This is a genomic window from Paenibacillus sp. JDR-2, from assembly GCF_000023585.1.
GTDB lineage: Bacteria > Bacillota > Bacilli > Paenibacillales > Paenibacillaceae > Pristimantibacillus.
In genome coordinates, this window is sequence record NC_012914.1 from 6,600,291 (window position 1) to 6,624,757 (window position 24,467).

Annotated in this window: 19 protein-coding genes; 1 reads left to right on the forward strand and 18 read right to left on the reverse strand. The window is 50.3% G+C overall.

The genetic code is table 11. The features are described from left to right. Nucleotides 1-17: 17 nt before the first annotated feature. The 12 genes from PJDR2_RS28980 to PJDR2_RS29035 all read right to left on the reverse strand — a co-directional run bounded on the left by PJDR2_RS28980 (nt 18) and on the right by PJDR2_RS29035 (nt 10,862). The gene (locus PJDR2_RS28980) at nt 18-1,748 is read right to left on the reverse strand and encodes a flagellin (protein ID WP_015847301.1); all 1,731 of its coding nucleotides are present in this window, start codon (nt 1,746-1,748) and stop codon (nt 18-20) included. A gap of 158 nt (nt 1,749-1,906) precedes the next feature. Further along, entirely contained in the window at nt 1,907-2,146 is a 240-nt protein-coding gene (gene csrA / locus PJDR2_RS28985) for a carbon storage regulator CsrA (RefSeq protein WP_015847302.1), read from the reverse strand. A gap of 11 nt (nt 2,147-2,157) precedes the next feature. Then, nucleotides 2,158-2,538 (reverse strand): flagellar assembly protein FliW, encoded by a 381-nt coding sequence (fliW, locus tag PJDR2_RS28990; protein ID WP_015847303.1) that lies wholly within the window; start codon nt 2,536-2,538, stop codon nt 2,158-2,160. A gap of 110 nt (nt 2,539-2,648) precedes the next feature. Further along, the gene (locus tag PJDR2_RS28995; protein ID WP_015847304.1) at nt 2,649-3,218 is read right to left on the reverse strand and encodes a DUF6470 family protein; all 570 of its coding nucleotides are present in this window, start codon (nt 3,216-3,218) and stop codon (nt 2,649-2,651) included. 9 nt (nt 3,219-3,227) lie between these two features. After that, the gene (gene flgL, locus PJDR2_RS29000; protein ID WP_015847305.1) at nt 3,228-4,187 is read right to left on the reverse strand and encodes a flagellar hook-associated protein FlgL; all 960 of its coding nucleotides are present in this window, start codon (nt 4,185-4,187) and stop codon (nt 3,228-3,230) included. Between the two features lie 30 nt (nt 4,188-4,217). Beyond that, the gene (gene flgK / locus PJDR2_RS29005; RefSeq protein ID WP_015847306.1) at nt 4,218-5,774 is read right to left on the reverse strand and encodes a flagellar hook-associated protein FlgK; all 1,557 of its coding nucleotides are present in this window, start codon (nt 5,772-5,774) and stop codon (nt 4,218-4,220) included. Between the two features lie 17 nt (nt 5,775-5,791). Beyond that, nucleotides 5,792-6,295, reverse strand: coding sequence for a flagellar protein FlgN (locus PJDR2_RS29010; RefSeq protein ID WP_015847307.1), 504 nt, complete (start codon nt 6,293-6,295; stop codon nt 5,792-5,794). Nucleotides 6,296-6,302: 7 nt separating this feature from the next. Continuing rightward, nucleotides 6,303-6,569: a flagellar biosynthesis anti-sigma factor FlgM gene (flgM, locus tag PJDR2_RS29015; protein WP_015847308.1), complete on the reverse strand. Its 267-nt coding sequence runs from the start codon at nt 6,567-6,569 to the stop codon at nt 6,303-6,305. Between the two features lie 106 nt (nt 6,570-6,675). After that, the gene (locus PJDR2_RS29020) at nt 6,676-7,092 is read right to left on the reverse strand and encodes a TIGR03826 family flagellar region protein (RefSeq protein WP_041614752.1); all 417 of its coding nucleotides are present in this window, start codon (nt 7,090-7,092) and stop codon (nt 6,676-6,678) included. Nucleotides 7,093-7,190: 98 nt separating this feature from the next. Continuing rightward, entirely contained in the window at nt 7,191-7,772 is a 582-nt protein-coding gene (locus PJDR2_RS29025; protein ID WP_049790090.1) for a ComF family protein, read from the reverse strand. A gap of 439 nt (nt 7,773-8,211) precedes the next feature. Then, on the reverse strand, nt 8,212-10,332 hold the full coding sequence (locus PJDR2_RS29030) for a DEAD/DEAH box helicase (RefSeq protein WP_265525088.1): 2,121 nt from the start codon (nt 10,330-10,332) through the stop codon (nt 8,212-8,214). Between the two features lie 77 nt (nt 10,333-10,409). Further along, nucleotides 10,410-10,862 (reverse strand): hypothetical protein, encoded by a 453-nt coding sequence (locus PJDR2_RS29035; RefSeq protein ID WP_015847312.1) that lies wholly within the window; start codon nt 10,860-10,862, stop codon nt 10,410-10,412. A gap of 170 nt (nt 10,863-11,032) precedes the next feature. Between PJDR2_RS29035 and PJDR2_RS29040 the strand changes: the two genes are divergently transcribed. Beyond that, nucleotides 11,033-11,728, forward strand: coding sequence for a hypothetical protein (locus PJDR2_RS29040; RefSeq protein WP_015847313.1), 696 nt, complete (start codon nt 11,033-11,035; stop codon nt 11,726-11,728). 770 nt (nt 11,729-12,498) lie between these two features. Here the strand turns inward: PJDR2_RS29040 and PJDR2_RS29045 are convergent. The 6 genes from PJDR2_RS29045 to PJDR2_RS29070 form a co-directional block, all read right to left on the reverse strand. Beyond that, nucleotides 12,499-13,227: a response regulator gene (locus PJDR2_RS29045; protein ID WP_015847314.1), complete on the reverse strand. Its 729-nt coding sequence runs from the start codon at nt 13,225-13,227 to the stop codon at nt 12,499-12,501. A 7-nt stretch (nt 13,228-13,234) separates the two neighbouring features. Then, nucleotides 13,235-14,395, reverse strand: coding sequence for a sensor histidine kinase (locus tag PJDR2_RS29050; RefSeq protein ID WP_015847315.1), 1,161 nt, complete (start codon nt 14,393-14,395; stop codon nt 13,235-13,237). 173 nt (nt 14,396-14,568) lie between these two features. Then, the gene (locus tag PJDR2_RS29055) at nt 14,569-17,283 is read right to left on the reverse strand and encodes a stalk domain-containing protein (RefSeq protein ID WP_015847316.1); all 2,715 of its coding nucleotides are present in this window, start codon (nt 17,281-17,283) and stop codon (nt 14,569-14,571) included. 743 nt (nt 17,284-18,026) lie between these two features. Next, on the reverse strand, nt 18,027-22,370 hold the full coding sequence (locus PJDR2_RS29060) for an Ig-like domain-containing protein (RefSeq protein ID WP_041613686.1): 4,344 nt from the start codon (nt 22,368-22,370) through the stop codon (nt 18,027-18,029). A 266-nt stretch (nt 22,371-22,636) separates the two neighbouring features. Next, nucleotides 22,637-23,845: a methionine adenosyltransferase gene (gene metK / locus PJDR2_RS29065; protein ID WP_015847319.1), complete on the reverse strand. Its 1,209-nt coding sequence runs from the start codon at nt 23,843-23,845 to the stop codon at nt 22,637-22,639. 271 nt (nt 23,846-24,116) lie between these two features. Then, a complete protein-coding gene (locus PJDR2_RS29070; protein ID WP_015847320.1) occupies nt 24,117-24,386 on the reverse strand; it encodes an alpha/beta-type small acid-soluble spore protein in 270 nt (89 codons plus the stop codon). Nucleotides 24,387-24,467 lie beyond the last annotated feature (81 nt).

Genomic DNA, 24,467 nt, shown 5'->3' on the forward strand with positions numbered 1-24,467 from the left:
TTTTACAGTTCATTGTATTAACGCAGAAGTTGCAGAACGCCTTGCGGTTGTTGATTAGCTTGAGCAAGCATAGCTTGAGCAGCTTGTGCAAGAATCGAGTTCTTCGTTTGCTCCATCATTTCTTTCGCCATATCAACGTCACGGATACGGGACTCAGCAGCAGTCAAGTTCTCGGAAGCTGTACCCAGGTTGTTGATCGTGTGCTCCAGACGGTTTTGAACAGCACCGAGTTTGGAACGTTCGCTGGATACAGAGTTAATCGCTTTATCCAGAACTTTAATTGCTGAAGAAGCGCCTTCTTTAGTCGAGATATCAAGAGCAGCTTCAGCTTTCACGTCGTTTGTTCCGTTAGTAACCGAGTTAGATGTAGTAAAACCAGCTTGGCCCGCATTACCAGTTATGCCTAGTGCAGATGAACGCATATCACCGATTGTCAGGGACATCGATTGACCCGAGTTCGCACCGATTTGGAATTTAGTCGAGAAGCCGGAACCTTGAGCGCCAGGTCCAACAATTTGTTCAACGTTTTTAACAGTAGACAGGTCTGATGCAGTTGTAAATGCAAGGCCTGTTGCACTAGACAGTGGTCCGTTTGTTCCATCAGTCAGTTTAAGGTCTTTGCCAGTTTCCGAGATGAATTGAACGTTACCGTCTTTGGATAGAGAAGCAGATACTTTTCCATCAAGACCTGCATCTTGCAGAGCTGCGTTCAAATCTCTAATAAGATCTTGTTTTGCCGCATTGGCAACATTTACATCTGTATTATTTGTGTCATATACTTTTGGATCTGTACCTTTGTTGAGTTCTACTGTTACAGCACTGTCAGTACCAACTTGAATTGTAAAGGTACTGTTTGCTGCAATAGTTGTATCTGCAGTTGCACCAATAGCTGCTGTAGCTTCTACACCGGCTCGCTCAATTGTTGTTGGATCTCCTTTTGCCGTGTTAGCCGAACCTGTGCTAGCAGTTGTTAGACCCAGAGATGTGTCAGCAGCTGCCGCATTGATTTGAATAGTGCTCGTTGACCCTGCAGATTTAGCTGTGAACACTAGATGATTAGTAGCATCTTTGGTAATATCTACTAAATCGGAGAGTTTTACTCCACCAGAAGTAGTGTTCCCAAGTTCAGTGATGAACTCATTGTAGTCTTCAGCATCGATAGCGGTTGTCGAGCTGCCAAGCGTTGTATCCATAGTAGCACCGGAAAGATCAAACGTCTGGTTGTCAACAGTGATTGTTACAGCTCCAACTGTTCCAGTTGCAATCGCGTTAGCCAGTGTCATTTTCGCGTTTGTAGCTTGAGTAATTTTCGAACCGTCAGTAGAAGCGATACCACCGTTCAGCAATTTTTGAGTATTGAACTCAGTTGTGTTGCCGATACGGTTGATTTCGGAAGTCAATTGGTTCATTTCGTCTTGCAGAGCCGAGCGGTCAGTATCCGTGTTCGTACCGTTCGCGGATTGTGTAGCCAGCTCGCGCATACGTTGCAGGATGCTATGAGTTTCGTTCAAAGCGCCCTCAGCTGTTTGGATCAAAGAGATGCCGTCTTGACCGTTTTTAGCAGCCATGTCCAGACCGCGGATTTGGCCACGCATTTTTTCGGAAATTGCCAGACCAGCAGCGTCGTCGCCAGCACGGTTGATACGAAGACCGGAAGACAGTTTTTCCATGGATTTGCTTTGAGCGCTAGAAGCGTTGTTCAGCGAGCTCAGAGTGTTAAGAGCTGCAATGTTGTGATTAATACGCATTGTTATTTCCTCCCTGAATGTCTGTTAGTTCCGCATCCTTGCGGAAGCTTACGGTGAAAGGGTCGGCCGCCCCTCCCCCGCGCTTATTATTTATATCGACAGCATTCGGGATTTTTTATAGAGGAAAAACAAAATTTTCTATTTTAATTTGTTCTTTTTTATTTGTCTGAGCGATTTTGTTTGAGCAGCTGAACAACATCGTTAATAGCTAGAAGACTGCTCGCTGCTTCCCGGTTAGAAGCTTGAATGTTCATATACAGTTCTTTGCGGAATATTTCAATATCCTTAGGGGCGCGAATACCCAGCTTTACCGTCTCGCCCTCGACACCAAGCACGACAATCTCAATATTGCCGCCAATCATAATCGATTCATCCGTCTTACGAGATAATACGAGCATAACGCTCCTCCTTAGGCTTGATATAAAGGCGCTCTTGAGCTATAAACATGATCGTGGATGATGTGCTGCTTGCCGCGTTTCGTCGTCTTGTTTAATACAATCGGCGCCAACAAATTTATCGTGGATTTATTCGGATCTTGATTGAGAGTAACGACGGACCAGACCTCAACATCCTTCTCGTCATCCAGCTTCAGCTCTTGTACGACCGAATCCGGCAAGTCCCATTCGTAATCGCTATAAAAGAAAAAGGGGCTGGCAATAAGAAACGTGATATTCCCATCCTCCACGGATTGCATCAGCCTGACCGGCATTTCCCCTTCAACCTCGGACAACACAAATTGCTGCAGATGTTCAAAGCCCGGTATTCCGTTATCGAACTGGTATGTAGTCACTCGAATCCCCTCTTCGTCTTCATTATATAAAAAGAAAACTACAGGCCCCGTATAAAGATACGCATAAGGCCTATAGTTATTAAACCTAATTCTATGAGCAATGTAAAATCCTATAAAACCGTGTCGATGCTTGGCGGCGTAATCTGTACGGAAGCATATTGCCTCATATAAATCTCCGCTTTACCCGGCGTATATTCATGGATGGGACGGTTAGGCGTAACATTTAGCTCGACACCGCCCTGTTCAACCGATATTTGCACTTTTCCGGGCGTAAAAGATAGATCCACGTTATCAATGGACGCTGGACCTGTAACGGGCATCGGCGGTCCTTCGATCCGCCAGTCCTTAGACAAGCTTGCTACAGGATTACTCTTCACATGCGCAAGATCTGCCAGCTGCCGCCCTTCTTCCATGCGACGAGCCACACCTTGCAGCGCTATTTCTTTAGCTTGCGAATAAATTCTGCTCGATACTTCCAGGTTGTTCGCCAGCCCAAGCGCATCCCAAGCCCGACTCTGATCGACCTCCAGGACACCCATAGGCTGCTCGATCGACAGCTGCGCGGGGATCTGACGCATGTCGATCGTAGCTTGCGGCTGCTCGATATGCTGCTCCGCCGGCCTTACCTGAATTCCAATAAGGGCAGGCTGCTGGTGAATCTGAATTTGTCCGATAGCCATGGAACCACCCTATCTCAGGAAGTCAACAAGACTTGGCTGAATGATCTTCGCGCCTGCCGACAGAGAAGCTTGGTAGACGTTCTCTAAGGTCGTAATATTCGTGATAGCCTCGGCCATATCGACGTCCTCGACCTTTTGCTGCATCTGTTGAAGATTAATATCCACATCGGAAAGCCTTCCTTGCACGATCTCCACACGGTTAACCCGCGCTCCAACCTGAGCTCTTGCCGTCAGCATCGTGTTCATACGCGTATCAATCTGGCCAAGCAGACCCGTCAGACCTTCCTGGTCGCCAGAACCCAGCATATCGTAAGCACGGTGCATGAGCTGGAACAAGTTATCGCTTGTCGTATCGGATTCGTCTGCAACAGGAGCGCCAAACACATCATTGCCAGTCATGTTTACATCCATCGTCATTCCCGGAGACAGCTCGTATTGGATGCTTCCCGTGTCGGTCTGATTGCTGAAAGCCTTCAGAATTGGAGGATCTGCAGAAGGATCGGACTGCTGATCCAAGCCAAGGGTGGAGTAAGGCTTAACGCCCGTCTGCTCACCGTTAAACATTTGTTTCCCGTTAAACTGACTGTTGCCGATCTCTACCATTTGGTTGTACAGCTGGGAAACTTCCGTTTGAATAGCGGTCATGCTGGTTTGTTCCAACGTGCCGTTCGAGCCTTTGACGATGAGCTCCCGGAACCGTTGAACGATGTCCGTAGCCTGTCCAATCGTCGTATCCATATATTCCAAGGAGGACAATGCGGCATCGGAATTGTCGGTATATTGATCATTGGATGCAATCTCGCCGCGATAGCGCAAAGCGAACGTAATCCCGATTGGATCATCGGAAGGTTTATTAATCGCTTTACCTGTAGCGAGTTGATTTTGCAGCTTATTCATACTGTTAAGGTTGTTCGTTATGTTGCCAAGCATTTGGGAAGACATCATTCTTTGCGTTACGCGTAATGCCATGTGGCTGCACCTCCGGCTTTATCTAGTAGATTACAGGCCGACGCGGCCCATGCTGTTAATAATACGGTCCAGCGTCTCGTCAATAACGGTCATCACGCGTGCGGATGCGTTATAGGCATGCTGGAACTTCACGAGATCGGACATTTCTTCGTCAAGAGAAACTCCGCTTACCGACATACGGCGGGAATCCACCTGGTCCACGATCGTTTGCTGATTCGTCTGCAGCCGCTGCATTTCCTTGGATTGCACGCCTAATTGGCCAACAACGGCACGGAAGAATCCGCTAATCGTATTGTTGTCCGTCGCATCGAAAGCAAATTTCGTGTCACGTGCCTGAGACATAAGGACAGCCATCGAGTTGTTACCCGCTACAACCGTCTCCGTACCATCGTCGTTGAAGGTCACCTTCATGGAAGTGGCAAGCAGCGTAGGGTCTGCTGCAATCTTTGGATTCAACTGAATATTCGCAGCGGTCAAATTATCCGTATTGCCGTTCGCATCGGTAAACAGCGGTTCGCCTTGTTCCCCGTTCATCGTATAGCCAAGCTGATGCAAGCCGTTCAGACCTTGAACCGTTACAGTCAAATCCTCTGCAAGCGTACGGTTAGCGCCTGCGTATGTAACTCCGTTAAGTACGGTACCTTCAGGAAGAACCGAGCCTTTAGGAATCGTTACTTGAATATCCCCATTAGCAATGGTGTTCGCCATTTGGTTCAGCTGATCCATATAACCTTGAACATATTTATCGCGCGACTGCATCGTACCGTAAATAGCCCCGTTATTCAGATCGCCGTTCTCGATTGCAGCCGTCATATCGTCCAGCGTTAATCCTTGCGACCCTTCGGCGGACTTACCCGCGACCAGAGATACGTTGCCCATTGTAATCGTATAACCGTCAGATAAATCAGACACCTTGATATTCGCCAGTCCGGACAGTTCGTCTACCAGAGCATCGCGTTGGTCACGCAGGTCATTCGCGTCATCGCCAATGCCTTCAATGCGCTGAATTTGTCCGTTCAGGTTGGCAATGGTGCTGGAGATCGATTTGAGATTGTCGAGGTTTATTTGCGCATTTTCCGTCAAGTCGGACTTCAAATCGGCAAGCTGTTTGCTTGTATAGTTAAAAGCGTCCATCATCGCTTTCGTCTGTTCAACCAGTACGGCGCGGCCATCCGCGCTCTCAGGCGTCTTGCTGAGGTCCGACCAGCTGTTCCAGAAGTTTGAGATCACGGTCTGCAAGCCGGTATCGCTTGGCTCATTGACAATGGTCTCCAGCTTCTCGAGCGTATCCGACTGAACCGTATAATTCCCAAGCCATTTATACTCGCTGTAAAACTGGCTGTCGAGGAACTTGTCTCTCACCCGCGTGATCGAGCTTGCTTCAACACCCGTACCCAGTTGACCGGCTGCCGTGGAGTGGGAATAGCCGTAAGCCTCAATCGGACGGGCTGCCGTAAAGTTAACCCGCTGGCGGGAATAACCGGATGTATTGGCGTTGGAAATATTATGACCGGTCGTATTCAGCGCCGTTTGCGTCGTGAAGATACTTCGCTTCGCGGTCTCCAGACCATGAAATGTTGATGTCATCGTATCTGTCCTCTCTCTTAAGTCTTGAGATTATAGCGACTAGCACGCTGCACATTCATTCCTTGTACGGCGCGGTGGTAGGTAACCTCGTCCTCCGGAGCACCAAGCAGCAGGTCCTGCGTAAATTGCAGATAGTCCAGATTCATCCGGATCAGCTGCTGGTTAAACGTATTGACGTCCTGCAGCTCTTTGATCGCGGCGGACAGCTCCCGCCACATCTGCTGAAGCTCCAGCTTCTGCTCCGCATGGTAGACCATCTGAATCAGCTTCTCCATCTTCAGGGAGCGCATGTTGCGAAGGCCTTGTTCAACCGTAAACCGTCCAACCAGAAGCAGGCGAGTCTGTTCCAGGTCAACGATACGCTGCACGCTTTTTTTCTCGCGGCTCGTAACTAGCGATACCGCTTCCACATTTTCCAAGCGGATGGCTTCCGTTTTCTCGTTGGCATGCCGGATAAGTTCCTTATGCGCATCGAGCAGCTCCTGCAGGGTGATTAAAATCTGCCTGATATGTTCGTTCATTTACGGATCATCCCTTCAGGTATGGAAGCAGCTTGTCTGCGATTTTACCGGCATCCACCTTGTAGGTTCCCGCCGAAATGGATTGCTTCAATTCTTCGAGGCGTTGCTGCCGTTCAGGACTGTTCGTTTGACTGGTAGAGAGCATTTCCTTCGCCTCCGCGGAGATCTCTACGATATCCTTCTGTTTCTTCTTGTTTGCACCATCTATGCGTTGCTCCATCTGCTTCTGGTAGGGGTTGTATGCGCCGATCCGATTCGTTTCATTTATCTTCATGAATAATCACCTCTTTGGTTCCACAATAGAAAAAACCGATAACCTTTAAAAGTATTATCGGTTCAGCTAGTTGGAAAATGAATAGGCCAAGTTATGGGACTAAATATTAATTTTGCCGCTTATTATACTTATCGATACCTTTGTACGAAACTCTCTCTTCCGCTCGAAGAGCGGCATTCCTTGCCTCATCCTCGTGCATGTGCTGGGTGTCCTTGAGCAGACGCGCGCGGCAGTTGCTGCAAATGTTATTCTCACGGATCAGTGTACCACATACTTCGCAAGGGTACATAAGATTAGGGGCGTTCAAGAGTGAAATACGGCCCTCTTTAATAAACTTCGTAATTTGTTTGATCGAAACGCCCGTTGCGTCGTGCAGTTCCGTTATGACCGCGCCTTTTTGCTCGCGCAAGTAAGTGGAGCATAATTCGTATTCTTTATCAATCTCCCGTATGCATGCAGGGCAGACATCGCGAAAGTTTTTCGCAAAAATCTTACCGCACCGAGGACAATTATCTACATTCATCATCGATTCCCCATTCCAGCAATCAAAGGTTGTTACGGTTATTTTAACGGATATTGGGAGTTTTTTCACTAGTAATCTTGCAAAAGATCTTTCGGCTGCTAGGATCTGGCCCATGTGAGGGCATAAATGTCGAGCGGAACCTCCGAATGCTGGTGCAGCGCTGCCGCGCAAGCCCCAATCGTACTGCCGGTTGTGTAGATGTCATCAACAAGTAGAATTCGGATAGATTGGGCGTTCATAGGGGACTTATGGACATTGCTCTGTAAAAGAGCCATCGTATCCGTTCTGGCATGGAACAATCGCTTGGTATCCTTCATTCGCTCCAAACGGGACTTAAAGCTTTGCTTTTCGGTATGCCGTTCCCGGACAAGCAGGTCGTACAGAGGAAGCTGATGATGCTTGGCCAAAATAGAGGCAAACCGCTCGGCTTGGTTAAAGCCCCTCTCTTCTGCCCGCTCCATGCTGACTGGCACGAAGGTAACGGCATCCCATATGGGGCTTGAGGATGGCTGAGTAGAGAAGCTTTGTTTTTCAGCCTCCTTCGTGATGGCTTCAAATGCCGGGAGCATCATTTGGGCAAGGAGCGGCTCCAGCCTCTCATTGCCGCGGTACTTATATTGAGCCAGCCACTCTCTCATCTCGCTGCTGTACTGGACGGCGCTTCGGTTCGCGATAAACATGGCATCCGTGCGGCGAATGCAGTCTGGACAAGATATACCCCTGCCGCAAATGCGGCATTTGATTGGAGTAAGCCACGGGATAACCGCAAGGCAGGAGGAGCAGACTGAACGGGTAAAAGAGGTTGGAAGATAGGATAAATATGTTCTCCTGCTATCGGATTGAAGCGTTGATGAGCTTGGAGATGCCTGCTTTAATCCTTTTCCGCAAAAAGGGCATTCTCCCGAACCGGGATTCAAAAAATGTAAAGTATCGCGCAGCTCGGAGGTGGGGCGTTGGAATAGATGTTTGAGGAATTGCCGCATGGATATGTGTGCCTCCTTTGCCGGTGTTCTAGAAATTTGATGAAAGAGCAGCTAGTGGACAGGTGTATGGCAACGAGCTATGAGAAAAAGGAATACGGGCTACTGCTTGACGCTGGATTCGTACAAGGATGGCTAGTCATTCGTATGATGATGGCCGGTCAAAAGAAGTTTTGTTGGAACGCTTGAAGAGGCTGCTCCACCACCCTGAGCTAACCTGCCCTTCCGGGAGCAGGTATCCCCGTTTGCGGGCAATCCGGTTCATTGCGCGGATTTGACTGACGGCTGCAGCTTGAGCGCCGGTACGCTCCCTGCCGCAAAAATAAACAAAACCATTCGGATCATCTCCCGAGCGTCCGGCCCTTCCCGCCATCTGTACCAGCGAGGCCTCGTCAAACAACCGCCCGTCTGCGTCCAGAATATAAACATCGCTGCGCGGAATGGTTACTCCCCGCTCCAGGATGGTCGTGGTGACTAATACGCGGATTTCGCTTTTGCGGAATCGGCTTACCTTGTCGGCCCGATCCGGATCCTGAGACGAGGTCCCTTCGACGGCAGACAACTTAAGCAGCACGCTCAGCAGCTTGGCCATCGGCTCGACCTGGGAGATCCGCTGAACGAATATAAAGAGTTGAGCGTCACGGTCCAGGGAATGATTAAGTGCCGCTAGCAGTGCTCTCGGTATTTTTCTCGTCTGAAGGAGCTTTGCGACAGTTGGCGTGCGAAGCAGGACCGGAACGGGCAGCGGATGACGATGATAACGGACGGGTACCCTGGCATGGGACAGTTGGCCGGATTTAACCCGCCGCTGCAGCTCGGTTGGCGGCGTTGCCGAAAGCAGCAGCTTTGGGGCGTGCGGCGCACGGCTTTTTTCCGCTGCGTAATGCAAGATCGGATCGCCGTGATAGGGAAACGCATCAAGCTCGTCGATAATGACGAGATCAAAAGCTTGATGGAACCGCATCAACTGATGCGTAGTTGCCAGCGTAATGTCTCCCGCTTCCCAGCGCTGCTCGCTGCCGCCGTATAAAGTAACGACCCGTGCTTGCGGGAACGCCCTGCGGATACGGGGATCAAGCTCAATGACAACATCGCGCCGCGGAGTGGCGATCAGCGCCCGCCCGCCGCGAAAGATGACCGACTCAACTAGAGGGAATATCATCTCCGTCTTGCCGGCTCCGGTGACGGCCCAGAGGAGGAACTCTTTGTTCTTCTCCGGCTGGTATGGCGTAGTTGGCGCTTCGATGAACTGAAGCGCCGACGCTGTGGCGGCAGCTTGCGCGGGGCTTAGCTGCCACTTGCTCAGGTCGGCCGAGATTGAGCCGGACTCTAATGGAAGCGCAGGCATGCCAAGCACCAGCAGCTCGCATTCGCGGCTGCGCCCCATGGTGAGGCATGCCGAGCAATAGGCGCACATGCGCCCGCACGCTGCGCATTGCGTGCGGTGCATGTGCGCTTCGCCGCTGCCGCATCGCCTGCAGCGGCACTCGCGCCGCCGCCGGCCGTGCTCGGCGGCGACAGCGCCCGCAAGGCGCAGCCAGCCTAGCAGCTGCGCCAACTGCAGTGCGCCGCCCATATCGGCGGCGGCGCCCTCGAGCAGGGCGTGCGCTTCGCTGCGAAGCAGCGCACGGCCCTGCATGGCCGCGGCGGCCTGCTGCGCAGCGGCCGCCAGGGCCTCCCGCGCGCGAGCAGCAGCGCGCGCGGTGCCGGGGCTGGAGCCGCCCGCGGCAGCGGCGGCTCGCGCCCACCGCCGGGCCAGCAGGCTGGCATCGCCAGCAGCCTGCGGGCCCGGCCCGTTCATTGGCGCGCCAGCTTCGCGGCGCGCCTGCGCCACGCAGGCCGCGAGCGAAGCCAGCGGCCCGCCGTCACTGTTGGCAGTACTCCCTAAACTCCCTGCAATTCCCCGCCTCTGTGCACTACCGACACCGCTACTATCCCGCGAGGCACGGCTCCCAGCTTCACGCTCCCAAAGCTCCACGCACCGAATCGCATCCCCTAAAGGCAATGCCTCCTGCCACAACCATCCTTCTTCCGCTCTCTCCCCTTTTAATCTCATTTCGACCGCTTCATTCCGTCCTTTATCCTTATTTCTCATCCCTCCATATCGACCATCTGCTAATCTAGCAGCTTCCGCTAACCCCTCCTCCATCCAGAACAACTGATCCACTTCTGGAGCGATCGTCATCTGAGCAGACCATGCACCGCCAACACGAACGACATACACAAAGGCTTTCAACCGTTCCCCTCCCCGCGCACGCAAAAAAGCACACCTCAATGATGCCATTGCATCATCGGGGTGTGCTTCACTCCGTGCTTCCAATTAACTTCCATTATAGCTCAAAACGGCATTTTCGACAAATCCGATGGATTCTGCAAATCAACAAGGATAGCCTGGTCCGGCTTACTTACAATCCCCTCGTTTCTAAGCATCCATATAAGACCTGCTGAATCTTCGTCCGATTGTGAGCGCTTTCGATCCTTCAAACCTTCATCCGCAAAAACCGTAATATTCCCGTTCTCCCGCCTGAGACGATCTACAATCTGAGCGGTCTGGTCGGCCGAATCATTATCAACAACCGTAAGCTGAACATCCGTCCCCATTCTGCGCGAATAGGAAGAAAACTGGCGAAGAAACATTTCCATCTTCATATGCTGATCATGAGCAATAAGAACATAATGCTTGCTTTCGCGGACTTTGCCCCGCCTGAGCCTATAAGCCACATGCACCGACGCGGCGGCCAAAGCATAACAGCCTATCACAAGAAGAAAAATCGTAATCAGGTCGGCCACCTCCTCTTTGTGACAATATATGCCGTTATGAGCCCAGTGGTTACGGACATTAGGACAAGGGGGACAAAATGTGTGATCGACACGCCGACGCGGCTATTGTAAAATACATACAAATACAATCATGCGTGTGAAGCACACCGCTCTGATCCCGTTTCCAAAGGGAGAGAGCCGTGTGCTTTTTATTTTGCAAAGGAGTGATTTTTCTGGTTAAGGTACTCGAGGCTCCGTTTGAGCAATGGTTACAAACTCAGCTTCTCTCCGGTGGGAGTGAACGTAAACGCAGAATATCCGAGGAACGACATGCCGAAGACTTATTTCTCAAGCAGGTTTGGTGGCCGGCTATTGGTCAGCTTGATCATTTGCACGCGGAATACGAGGTTGATGATTACAAAGACGGTCAACGTTTTCTCGACTATGCCTATTTGCGCGAGCCCTACAAAATCTGCATCGAAATTGACGGCTACGGTCCACACTTTCGGGATGCTGACCGAAGACAGTTCGCCGATAATCTTATGCGCCAGAACCATCTCATCTTGGACGGCTGGATGGTGATCCGCTTCTCCTATGACGACGTCAAGAGCAAGCCTCGCCAATGCCAGCAATTCCTCCAGCAGTTGTTCGGCAAGCTATTCAGTCTTGCGCCCGACAGAAATTTATCCCTGCAGCAAAAAGAGATCCTTCGCTATATGTCCATTACGCAGAAGCCTATCTCGCCAAAAGAGGTGAAGGAACTCCTCCAAGTAGGAAATAAGGCAGCTCGCATGCGTTTGCGTGAGTTAGTAGAAAAGAAGTTGCTCGTTTCTGCCTCTACGGGCAGCTCCAGAGTTCGTTTCTATTCTCTGACCTCACAACATCGGCACATCTAGCGGCCACTTCGCCAACGTTAAGGTCTCTCAGGGACCTTAATCACCTAACTAGCTACTCTTTTTTTTTCCTTAAGCTCCCCTAGGGACCTTAACTCGGACGCCAATGCCCATTTCCGCGCCCCATACTGCTACTTCGCCAACGTTAAGGTCCCTCAGGGCCCTTAACCACCTGACTAGCTACTCTTTTTTCGTCCTTAAGCTCCCCTAGGGACCTTAACTCCCCCGCCACTGCCCATTTCCACAACTCATACCGCCACTTCGCCAGCCTTAAGGTCCCTTAGGGACCTTAACCACCAAACTAGCTACTCTTTTTTTCGCCCTTAAGGTCCCCTAGGGACCTTAACTCCCTCGCCACTGCCCATTTCCGTTCCCCATACTGCTACTTCGCCAACCTTAAGGTCCCTCAGGGACCTTAACCACCAAACTAGCTACTCTTTTTTCGCCCTTAAGGTCCCCTAGGGAGCTTAACTCCCCCGCAACTGCCCATTTCCACAACTTATACCGCCACTTTTCCAGCCTTAAGGTCCCTAGGGACCTTAAGCTTCTCCTCCTGCCCCAGAAAACACAAAAAATCCCGCGTCTACGACACGGGACTCTATTATGCACCTGTAACCAGACCTGATCTGACTTCGGCCGCCTGATGGCGGGCCGCTTTTCACCGGGTTCCTGCCTCTCGCATGCAGCTTTGGTCTGCCTTCGATCGAGCCCCTCGCCTTCTGCGCGTTGGTTTTAAGTCCAACGCACTTTGCGTGTGAATTAAGCTAGCCCGGCTACAGCGTTACCCAGCCATATTTGATGGATTGAATAACCGCTTGCGTGCGGTCGTCAACCTCCATCTTTTGCAAGATGCTGCTTACATGGTTTTTAACGGTTTTCTCGCTAATAAACAAATACTCGCCAATCATCTTATTGCTCTTGCCTTCAGCCATAAGACGCAGCACTTCCGCCTCGCGGCGGGTAAGCGGATTGTCTTCGCCCGCTACGAACTTCACGCCTGGCTCCATGCCAGCCGCAGCGCCCGAAATCACGCCCATCTCATCAAGGTAAGTCATGCGGCGCAGCTGATTGATCAGCTTGCCTGTCACCTTCGGATGGATATAAGCATGACCGTTCACTACGGAACGGATCGCGTTAATAAGCGACTCCGCTTCCATGTCCTTCAGCAAGTAGCCGGTAGCCCCTTTGCGGAGCGTCTCGAATACGTAGCTTTCGTCATCATGGATAGACAGAATAATGACTTTTACATCAGGGAAAATCGTCTTCAGCCTCTCGGTCGTTACAACGCCGTTCTCGATTGGCATGTTAATATCCATTAACACGATTTCCGGAATCGTATGGTTGCAAAACTCGAGCACTTGTATGCCGTCTCCGCATTCCCCAATGACCTCGAGATCGTCTTCCATGTTCAAAATCCGTTTAAGCCCTTCGCGGAAAAGTTGGTGATCATCCGCTAGCAATACTTTTATCTTGCGCTTACTTCCCGGCGCAGCCTGGTTCATCGTCATCTTACTCCTTTCTACTCTCTACGGTAATTGGGATGTTGATTATAATCTTCGTCCCTTGTCCTAATTTTGAGTCGATTTCCATCCTCCCTTCAAGAAGATCTACACGCTCGCGCATGCCAATCAAGCCGAAAGAAGAGTTGTTCTGCGCATGGGCTTCCGCCTGCTCGCTGTGGAATCCAATACCGTTATCCACGATCGCAATCGTGACCGTCTCTGTCGTAAAAGCAACCTCCAGCGTAACAAAGGATGCTCTTGCATGCTTCTGAGCATTGGTGAACGCTTCCTGAACGAGACGGAAAACACCAGCCTCCATGGCTGACGGCATCCTGACTTCTTTACCGCTAAGCTCAAAGATTGTCCGAATCTTTGTCTTATCTTCAAAGTCATGAGCGAACTTGCGAAGTGCAGGTACAAGACCCAAATCATCCAAGGCCATCGGACGCAGGTTGAAAATAATTTTTCTTATTTCCTCCAGTCCGGAACGAACCTGACCTTTCAGATCTAATAATTCGTCCTGCACCATTTGAAATTCCTTCTTTAGTAGCATTCTTTCCACAATTTCTGTCCGAAGCACGATATTGGCAAGCGATTGAGCCGGTCCGTCATGAATTTCGCGAGAAATTCGCTTCCGTTCTTCCTCTTGCGCCACGATGATCTTTAGACCTATCATCTGTCTCGTCTTCGCCGACTCCAATATGCGTGATACCTGGTTAAGGTCACCGGACAAATACTGGAGCACCACATTAATTTGAGAGGCAATCGTCTCCGCCCGCTCGATTGACTTCTCGACATTGCGGACCCGCTTCTGCAGATCGTCCCGGCGAGTTTTCAGATACGCTTCCTTCTCCCGGTAGACCATCAGATCGAGCTGAATTTGAGTCGCCTTCTCGTAGGCGGTTTTGATGTCCTCTTCTTTATATCGAACAAAGTCTTTGCTAACTTCAGTCAGCCGAATGCGAGCGCGCCGGTAGTCCTGCTCCAGTTGGTCTACTCTTTCGATTGTCGTTAGCGTTTCCGCGAGAACAATCTCAAGCTCTTGACCAAGGGATTCCAACTCCTGGCGCGCTGATTCGCATATTTCGTAAATTTGCAGTTTGCTGTCCTCCATGACGGAGATCGCATTCGTAATCACTCTATTAATATCGACTATGTGCTGGTCCAAAACAATCGGCAACCTTTCTTAAATTCTAAGAATATATAAGTTTCACCTTATAAATAGCGCTTAGAATTCTCGGAATGAAACACACCCGCTCCCCAAGGAAAGCGAGGCCGTTTCACCTTGTTAAAGGCTATTCCCCTTTATCATAACACAGGTTGGTTGCCGCTCGTCCACCATTAATCGATGGCAATCTTTTTCGTTTTGTTGTCGTAGGTGACCTTTAGACCCAATTTTTCGGAAACCAGACGAATCGGAATTAAAGTTCTTCCGTTCTTGATCATTGGAGCTACTTCCGTCTGGGAGAGCGCGCCGTTGATATTAATTTCCTTTTTGCCAATGACCATTTCAAGCATTTTCGAACCGTTCAGAACGGTCACGCGATTGAGCTTATTGTCCCATTTCAGGGTAACGCCCATCGCATCGGTAACAAACCGAATCGGTACATAAGTCGTACCGCCCGTCTCGAACGGAGCTACTTCCATGGCGATCGTCTTGCCGTTGGATACGGCCGACTTTTTGCCAATCGTCATTTCGATATGACCCTTGGTCGGTGTTGTCGTTGACGACGCGTATTGCAGCTTAATGTTATCAATGCCCACCGCGCCGGTTGCGGCACGCTCATCCTGACCGTCCGGCGTTGTAACCACGTAAACGCGCTTCAGCTTAACCGGATAAGCCATTCCTTTGGCAGACAAGTCGGCCTTAACCGATTTCCAGCCTGACCAATCCAGCTGCTTCGCCAGATCCACGAGGTGGACCGTACCGTTGGCATCCACAAATTCGGCACGCAGCCAGTTAAGGCTCTTATCGCCGTATACGTCCATCGTCATCGATACCGGCGAGCCGTCAATCGATTTCCCGGAGGTGCCGTTAAACTGCGCGTATACCGCTTTTGTACCGGTTCCGGCACTAAAGTCATAGGAAATTTGCAGCGCTTTGCCGGACGTTTGGCCCGGCAGGTCCGTCACCAGCTTCACGCTGCCCGTTGTTGTAGCAGCAGGCGTAACTTGCGGATTAATCCCGTAGGCTACATTTTCGAATGTCTCTAGCGTCTTCTCGGAACCGCCCTGCGTAAATGGAAGCATGGTCGCATATCCGTCGTAGCGGCCAATCGCGTAGCCTGTTGTCGTGCCCGAATTTACGGAGTTAACCGTAAGCGTATCACCGCTTGTCGTTGCGGTAAAACCAGTGAACTCCCATTGCAGCGAGTCGCCGGTCAGCTTGTAGGTTTTACCGTTCTTCAGGGTAACTTTAACCGGAATGGATACCGTTGCCCCCTTCGACAAGACTCCTGCCGCCGTATCGAGCTTCAGTTCCGCGATCTGGTCTTTGCCGATAACCTCAACCGGATAGGTTGCCGTTACGGAGCCGGATTTTACAGTGATGTTAGTTGAACCCGGCTTGGAAGCCGTAAACGTATTGCCGCTGAACGAGCCAACACCCGTTGCGCTGCTCCAGCTTGCATTCGTTCCGTCTACCGTAGTGGGATTGTAGTAGGTATCATAGCCTTTTACCGAGAAGGTTGTCTTTTGTCCGACAAAAAGAACGTTTGAACCGCTAATCGCAATCCCTTTCAGATTGCCTTGCGGTGCCGTTGTGAATACGCCAATCGAATTGGAAATGCTGCGCTGCGTTGTATCGTATTGCGTTGAATGGGCCAGACGAAGCGAAGTCTCGCCAAGCGGACGCTCAATCATTGTTGTTGAACCGCCGCCGTCGAGGTTAATCCCTTTGTACACGCCAAGCTTCACCATAACCTGCTGCAATTCTTTCAGATTAAGGCCCGTGCTGTCACCGTAGTCCTCGCTTGTAATCAGATAAACCTTTGTACCGTCTTTGGAATAACCAACCGCCGTACGGGATACGTAGGAAGAGCCGCTTACGCCAGTAATATCGCGGGAGAAAGTCGCAGCCGCACCGTTGTTTACGAGAATCGTGTGTCCGCCTACCAGCATTTCAAAGGAAGTAGGATCTACCTTTTGCCCGGATGTAGCGGATACGAGCGAGTAATCGGATGTTACGGACTGGCCAACCTGCAAATGCTCGAGAATAAATTGTGCCGCAGTCCCGTGACCGCGCAGAATATAACCGTCTGCCGGGATTGTCCCGGTTAACGGCTTGCCGTCAGAGATTTGCTGAACAACCCCGTTTACGACAAGTGCTTCCGTTGGAGTTGTAGACGAGTTCTTAGGGCGCTCTGCACCGCCCCAGGCGCTGTTATAAATAAAGAGAGCATTAAGGTGGCTGTAGTTCGAGGAACCGCCCTCCGGAATGTAAGCAGACTGGTTCAGCCCTGCCAGCGTAAAGCTGGAGCCGTCTGCGGACGTTACTTTACCGTCGAAGGTATAGCTGTCGATGACCGGCTTGCGGTCCTTGGTCACGGCAAAAGCGTACATGCCCTTAATTTGCATCGGGCTTGTCATAAGCGTTCCGCTTGTAACCTGCGCGCCCATTGGCGAGCCTTCCGTTGTTGTGATGAACACGTCGGCGTTGATGCCTGCAACCGCGCCGTTCTCTTTCGTCATATTCATAACCGTATTCAGCTTGCCAACGGTATCGTTCTTGCCGCTCATCGTGTTCAAGTTAACATAAGGATTGGTCAGATCGACTTGAATAACATGAATATTTGCTTTAGCAGCTTTGCCGCTGCGTGTTGTCGTCCAGAGATAGTCCATTCGTTGCGCGCCAGCCGTAATATACGACTGCTGGAGAAGCTTGAGGGATGGCTCTGCCGTAGCAGCAGCCGCTGTACCTGCTTGGAACGGATTTAAGTCAAAAGAAATAGCTGACGAGACTGGCTGAGCCAGCAATGTGCCACCGATTACGACAACCGCGATCTTTTTGCCTAGACTTCCCGTCTGCCGGACTTTGCTGTTATGTACCTTACTCATCGTTATAGCAACTCTCCTAATCTATTAATCTATCTATTATAGACTATTAGAAGGGGAGAAAAGTTCCGAGTATAAAAATTTCTTAATAAAAATGGGAGGGAAGTGCTGGGTGATGATAGGGCTGTGGTCTGGTGGAATGGTGGGGCAGGGCTGCGAGAAAAGGCCATTCTTCCGATCGCTGTTGCAGACGAATTCCTTGAATTATAACGATGCTATCGTTAGATTTCGTCTGCAAAGGCGAACGCTTGAAAGCTTTCTGAAAGAAAGCTACTCCGTAAGCATATGCTTTTCTCCAGAATGACCTTTCCTCTCCACCCCTCTACCCGCCTCCTCCCTCAGCACTTGGGAGGGCGGACGAAAGAAGCAGGTCATCGCGTGGGCCTAGTGCCGCCCACTGATGACCCGCAGCATTTGAATCTTAAGGTACCTGAGGGACCGTTACTACTTTTCTACGCTTAAGGCCCCTTAGGGACCTTAACCTACTTTCTAGCTACTCTTTTTCCACGCTTAAGGCCGCTTGGGGACCTTAACTTCTACGCCACCGCCCACTTCAACCGCCTAGACTGCCACTTTCGCCTTCTTAAGGTCCCTTAGGGACCTTAACCTACTTTCTAGCTACTCTTTTTCCACGCTTAAGGCCCCTTGGGGACCTTAACTTCTACGCCACCACCCATTTCGAGCGTCCACTGCTACTTCTGCACATAAAAAAGCCCCGTCGCAGCGACGGGGCTTGAGAAATTAAATTAGTCGAGCAAATCCACATAGTCGAGCAAGCGTTTGATCATAACGATCGCTTCGGCGCGAGTAGCGTTTTTGGTTGGACCAAAGGTGGTTTCGGTTTGGCCGGTGATAACGCCCATATATACGGCTTTAGCCAAGTCGCTCTTCGCCCAAGACGCTACTTTCGTCCGGTCGCTGAATTTCGACAGGTAGGTCGCGTCCGACTGTGGCAGCGAGATCGTCACCGCAGCAGCCTTTGTCGCACGAGACATCATTACCGCCATCTCCTGACGGGTAATCGGGCTGTTAGGCTTAAACGTACCGTCCGTATTGCCCGTTACGATGCCTGCTTTGGAAGCAGCGCCGATATAAGCGGCTGTAACGGTTCCTCCTGTTACATCCTTGTACTTCGAAGCATCGCTCCGGCTTCCGGACAAACCGAGGCCGCGAACAATATACGCTGCGAATTCCGCGCGGGTAATGGAGCTTTGCGGATCAAACTTCGTTGTGGATCCCGAACGACCTTCGATAATGAATTTATTCGACATCATCTTGATCGTTGAACCCGCCCAATGCGAGCCGATATCGGTAAACTTCGATGAACCGCTGACCAAAGCGTAAGAGCTATTACCCTTCCGCTTGAACGATACTATATTCGTACCGTTTTCCGTGGAGAATGCCGTTGGTACGTACGACAACTTGCCGGTTTGCGGATCCAGCCATACCACTGCACTATTAGTAGCATTCACGGAGGTCAGAGACTCGAAGCTACGTTTGACATAACCGCCAAACTCCGAAAGATTCTTTTCGGTCGTTCCGTTAACTACCGAGGTCTCGAACGTGATTGGCGTCGACAAGAGGGATGCCCCTGCTTTGCTGATAGCCGAAGTCAGACCGCTGGTATTCGAGTTAGAACCTTTTTCAATTTTGATCAAAAGGTTGCCTGTTGTCGAGCTGGATCCAATCAGAGAAGCCATACTCTTGAAGGCAAGTGCGCTTAGCGGAATCTCATAAGAGCTTGTTCCGTACTGTACGACAAAAGACGATCCGTTGCTTGAGCGGTAAGCCGTCTCCAATACGGTTAACGGAACGGCTACAACCGCCGCTCTCTCGGAGCTTGGCACTTCAAAAACAACGCGCGCATTGCTGATTCCCGCGCTTTTTGCTGCCGTATAAGCGGTAGACAGCTTATCGGCTTGGATGGTATAACGGGTAGTCGTATAGCCAGCAGGCGAAATATCCGATGTCTGCGTTGCCATCGATGTCGTTAATCCAATACCTCCACCGCTTGCTTCTTCATAACCGCCGGGCAGCGAATCAATAAGCGTCGTCTGATTGGCTACCGTCACATTAGTAAAGCTGTTGATAACAGTGCCGTCAGACGTACGCAAGCTGTTAGTAGAAGTCGCGTAATAAGTAACGGTAACCGCATCTCCAACACTCGGTGCTTTGGCAAGGGTCAGTACAACGCTATTGCCGCTAATGGTCACGTTAGTAGCCGGGTCTGCCGAATTATTAACCTTCACCGAGAAGTAGGCGGAGGAAGGCGCATAGGAAGAGTTGAGCGTTTTCCAGAAGGATAAGGTCAATTTGGTTCCTTTGACTACCGCCCCGTATAACCCGTTATCCGATGACGAACCGTTTCCTACCGAAGCAGTCGCATTCGTAAATGCTGCCGCTTCATTGCCGGACAAATCAGCTACGGCTGTGTATAACTTGGAATAAGACACTTTTACGGATGAACCGGATGGAATATCCGGACTTACCGTAAGGAGAACCTGTGAGCCAGAGACGGATACTTGCGTTACGCTGCGCAGCGAGTTGTTAACAAGTACGCTGTACTGGCTGGTTGACGGTCTTCTGGCCGAATCCAGCGTTTTATTATAAGTAATGATGATAGAAGAGCCATAAGCGTCAATGGTTTGAACAGTCGGCAGCGATGTATCTACCGTGCTTGATAATGAATAATTGCTGAAATTGCTTACCTTGTTGCCTGCGGCATCCTGCAGCGGGTAAGATCCGGCGCTGTAGGATACTCTAACACTCGAGCTTGAATCGATTGAAGCATTCACAGCTAGGATAACTTTATTTGCCGTGCTATACACAGATGTTGGCGTGTAATAATTACCCCCAACATAGACGCTGAATTGTGAATAAGCATAGCTGCTGACCGAGGCCAGATTTTTCGAGAATATCAGGGTTACGATCCCGCCTGCAGCGGTCCCTCCCGTCAGTTGAGGCTGAGTTGTATCCACAGCGGTTGTCACCGTCTGGGAAGCTAGACTAAGCGCCTGGTTGCCGGAAAGATCCCGAATACCCAACGTTGCAACCGAAGGCTTGGAGTACGACAGCTTCACTTGCTGTCCGTCTACGATGTTGCTGGACAACGTCAACGTAACCTTTGGTCCGGAGACCGAAACGCCGATAACGGAGCGGTATGCGCCGTCAACCGTGATATAGAAGCTTCCTGCCGTAGGAATCGAATTCTCCATCAGATCTTCGTTATATGTCATCACAATCGTTGATCCGTTGGCTTCCAGCTTCGAAATCGCAGGTGGAGTCGTATCCCCGCCAAGCGTCTTGAATGCCCATTGATATTCGTTCTGAATACCGTTAAACGTATTGCCCGCAAGATCGGTTACCGCATCCGGGTCAATAACGACATAATAAGCCGTTCCTGCCTGAAGAGCCTGGTTTGGCATAATAATGAGCTTCTTGTTGTTCAGCGGATCCACGGAAACCGAAGTTCCTACCGAAGGTGCAGCGCATTGGCTGCTGGTGCTGCTCATGCATTGAATCCAGATCTGTCCGCTGCCCGGCTGTACGGCTTCGCTAAACGTGGCCGACAAAGCTCCCTTGGGATCAGCGGAGGTTGAACTATTAGCCGGTGAAGTAGCGACCAGAGTCGGCTTCACATTATCTTGCGTAACCGTGAATCTCCAGCTGGAGGAACTCGTTAACCCGTCATAATACAGTCCTACACCGTCTTTAAAAGCACGGCTTCCGACAGTTATGTAGTATGCCGTATTATTCACAAAAGCTTTTGCGGCCTCGCCGCCGTAAGCGCTTGTTGCGTCAATAGTAATCGTGTCTGTACCGCCGCCGGATACCCGGCCCGAAGTAACCGGAATGGAGCGGAACAAAGTGCCGCTTGTTACCGTACGAATCTCGATCGTACCGCTGTCCTGAAAGACAGGCTCCGTAAACGTTAATACAAGCTTTCCTGTTGTAGCGGTCAGAATACCGCCAGCTGTTGGCTGAAGGCTCTTTAGAGCCGGCTTGGTTGTATCATTGCCATACCCGGTTGTAAAATTCCACGCGGCAGCATTAGCAATTCCCGGGAACGGATAATTCAAGCCCGAGTCCGTCTCGATAAAAGCTCCCGCATCCACTAACACATAATAAGAGGTGTTAGCGTTAAACCTAGGACTTGCCGGCAACGTAACGGTTGCTGTCATTCCCGTAATCGCCACTTGCGATGAGCTTGTTTTGATTCTGGCAAAAGTCGTGTTGTTTTTCACGTCTCTGATTTCAATATATTTTTCGGTTCCGGCCGCAATGTTGTGGTCGAACGTCATGGTCAGCTTATCCGTTAAGACGGATACGGACGTCGCGTAATTTGCCGGTATAGCCGTGAGGATATTAAGAGGGGCAATATCCGTACGGAAGCTCCAGCTTACATACGAAGCTCCTCCCGTCTCCATCACATTACCTGCAGCATCCTGAAAAGCGGTCCTCGGGATCGTAACCGAATAGTCGGTGTTGGAATCCATCGGAGCATTTGGCGTAATCGTGATGGTGCTTGTTCCGCTGCCTTGCACCATGCTTGAGGTTACCGGAATATTTTTTGTATCCGTTACGCTGCTTAACGTCACGCTGCCGCTAGCCGCATAGACAGGCTCGCTAAACTGAAGGATCATTTTACTATCCACAGCTACTTTCGTTGCGCCGGAATCCGGCGACTTCGCAATGATCGAAGGCCCCGTTGTGTCGACAACAGCTGCCGTTCTGAAGTTCCACGTCGTCGCACTGGAAATGCCGGCATAATAAGCACCGTTAGATACATTCGCAAAAGCGCCGTAATCAATCAATACGTAATAATCCGTATTTACATTTAAATTTGCATCCGGATTAATGGTTGCTGTTCGGCCTGTCGCATCGAGTCTGATTTTGTAGGAAGACATCGGAATGCTCTCGACAATATCGCTTGTATTGTAGTTATAAATGGTAATAACGGCTGAATCGGCACCTTTTGTTACGGCTTCATCAAACGTCAGCGTCAAATCGCTTGTAGGCGTGACTCCAATTGCATTATCCGCTGGACTCATGCCTACAACGATAGGTCCGCTTGATGCAGCTTGTGCCACGTGAGTGTCCCCTGACCAACCCGAAAGAACGAGTTGGAGAACTAATAAGACAGCTATCATGAAACTTAATCGGCTTCGTACTAACATTTCCCGCAATCACTCCCCAGCTAAATACACTTGTACCCTATTTGTCGGCAAATCAACTTGAAAAATTTAGGCTAACTAGGTATTAGTCGATAAGCGAGGCGAAAAGGTTGCACTTTCCAGGAAAAAGAACAACAAAAAAGCCCCGAATCCGAAGATTCAAGGCTTTGTTATAAAAGCAATTATTTCGCAGCAAGTGCGTCTGCTTTAAGGTTTTCTGCTTTGTCCACGCGCTCCCAAGGGAGATCCACATCTGTACGGCCGAAGTGACCATAAGCAGCTGTTTGAGCGTAGATTGGACGGCGAAGGTCAAGCATTTTGATAATGCCTGCTGGGCGAAGATCAAAGTTCTTTTTGATCACGTCTACCAGAAGCTCTTCGGATACTTTGCCAGTGCCGTAAGTGTCAACGTTGATCGATACTGGTTGTGCTACGCCAATGGCATAAGCCAATTGGATTTCGCATTTGTCAGCCAGACCTGCCGCAACGATGTTCTTAGCTACATAGCGAGCTGCATAAGCTGCGGAACGGTCAACCTTCGTTGGATCCTTACCGGAGAATGCGCCGCCGCCATGACGTGCATAACCGCCGTAAGTATCAACGATGATTTTGCGGCCAGTCAGACCAGCATCGCCTTGAGGACCGCCGATTACGAAACGGCCTGTAGGGTTAATGAAGTATTTCGTTTGCTCATCCAGCCATTCAACAGGAACAACTGGCTTAATAACATGCTCAAGGATATCCTTTTGGATTTGCTCCAGCGAGATTTCTTCAGCATGTTGAGTCGATACGACGATTGTGTCTACGCGAACCGGTTTACCGTCCACGTACTCGATTGTAACTTGCGTTTTGCCGTCCGGACGCAGGTAACCCAGCGTATCGTTCTTACGAACTTCAGACAAGCGGCGAGCAATGCGATGCGACAATGCGATTGGCAAAGGCATCAGTTCAGGAGTTTCGTTCGTAGCAAAACCAAACATCAGGCCTTGGTCACCGGCACCGATATCTTCGTTTTCCTTCTGAACGTCTTTCCCGTCGCGGCTCTCAAGCGCAGCGTTAACGCCTTGCGCGATATCCGCGGATTGTTCATTAAGCGATGTCAACACCGCACAAGTGCTGGAGTCAAAACCGTATTTTGCACGCGTATAACCAATTTCTTTAATTGTACGGCGAGCAATAGCGGAAATATCGACATAATCAGCACGGGAGCTGATTTCTCCAATAACAAGTACAAGACCAGTTGCAACCGAAACTTCGCAAGCTACGCGAGCGTAAGGGTCCGCTTCCAGAAACGCGTCCAGAACAGCATCCGAGATTTGGTCACAAATCTTATCCGGGTGGCCTTCTGTAACCGATTCCGATGTAAACAAGTGACGACCTTTTACAGACATCCGTATCAACCTCCTACAGCTAGTATGAAATAAGTGCAGACATCCTACACAAAAAATGAACCTTTTCCCGTAGGAAAAGGTTGTTAGACAACTCTCTAAAACAGTATAATACCGAAAATGTCGCTTGGTGTCAACGGATACCAATTTTTGATACAATATAAGATCACGGCATAAGATGAAACGGCTTCGCCGGACATAGGCGACAAAACGCGTTTCAATCCGGACAATTCTAAGCCATATATATAAGAAGAAACTTATTAATGCTTAGAATTTAAACGTAGCCGTTTAACACTTTTTCGGCTTGGGCAACAAGACGTTGCGTAATACTTCCACCGATCGAGCCGACATCGCGGCTTGTTACTTCCCGCCATTGAATATGAGTACCGCCACCTACCGAGCCAAGCTCTCCTGCAAACTCCGTATCTGCCCCTGTGCTTACGCCATGGGAAGCAAACAAGCCAAGCTCAGCAGCAATCTCATACTTCATTTGGTTCAGTGCAGCTTTGCAATCCGGTACAACCACTTTGTTGGAACGACTCATAATAAGAACACCTCCATTTGAATTAGGAACGTGGCTTTATTGTGTGTCCTTCCGTGCGGTTTGAAGCGTATAACATATTTA

Coding starts and splice junctions, on each gene's coding strand:
- PJDR2_RS28980 (WP_015847301.1), bottom strand. CDS start 1,748: ATGCGTATTAATCACAACATTGCAGCTCTTAACACTCTGAGCTCGCTG.
- csrA (WP_015847302.1), bottom strand. CDS start 2,146: ATGCTCGTATTATCTCGTAAGACGGATGAATCGATTATGATTGGCGGC.
- PJDR2_RS28995 (WP_015847304.1), bottom strand. CDS start 3,218: ATGGCTATCGGACAAATTCAGATTCACCAGCAGCCTGCCCTTATTGGA.
- flgL (WP_015847305.1), bottom strand. CDS start 4,187: ATGGCATTACGCGTAACGCAAAGAATGATGTCTTCCCAAATGCTTGGC.
- flgK (WP_015847306.1), bottom strand. CDS start 5,774: ATGACATCAACATTTCATGGTCTGGAGACCGCGAAGCGAAGTATCTTC.
- PJDR2_RS29010 (WP_015847307.1), bottom strand. CDS start 6,295: ATGAACGAACATATCAGGCAGATTTTAATCACCCTGCAGGAGCTGCTC.
- flgM (WP_015847308.1), bottom strand. CDS start 6,569: ATGAAGATAAATGAAACGAATCGGATCGGCGCATACAACCCCTACCAG.
- PJDR2_RS29020 (WP_041614752.1), bottom strand. CDS start 7,092: ATGAATGTAGATAATTGTCCTCGGTGCGGTAAGATTTTTGCGAAAAAC.
- PJDR2_RS29025 (WP_049790090.1), bottom strand. CDS start 7,772: ATGTTTATCGCGAACCGAAGCGCCGTCCAGTACAGCAGCGAGATGAGA.
- PJDR2_RS29045 (WP_015847314.1), bottom strand. CDS start 13,227: ATGAACCAGGCTGCGCCGGGAAGTAAGCGCAAGATAAAAGTATTGCTA.
- PJDR2_RS29055 (WP_015847316.1), bottom strand. CDS start 17,283: ATGAGTAAGGTACATAACAGCAAAGTCCGGCAGACGGGAAGTCTAGGC.
- metK (WP_015847319.1), bottom strand. CDS start 23,845: ATGTCTGTAAAAGGTCGTCACTTGTTTACATCGGAATCGGTTACAGAA.
- PJDR2_RS29070 (WP_015847320.1), bottom strand. CDS start 24,386: ATGAGTCGTTCCAACAAAGTGGTTGTACCGGATTGCAAAGCTGCACTG.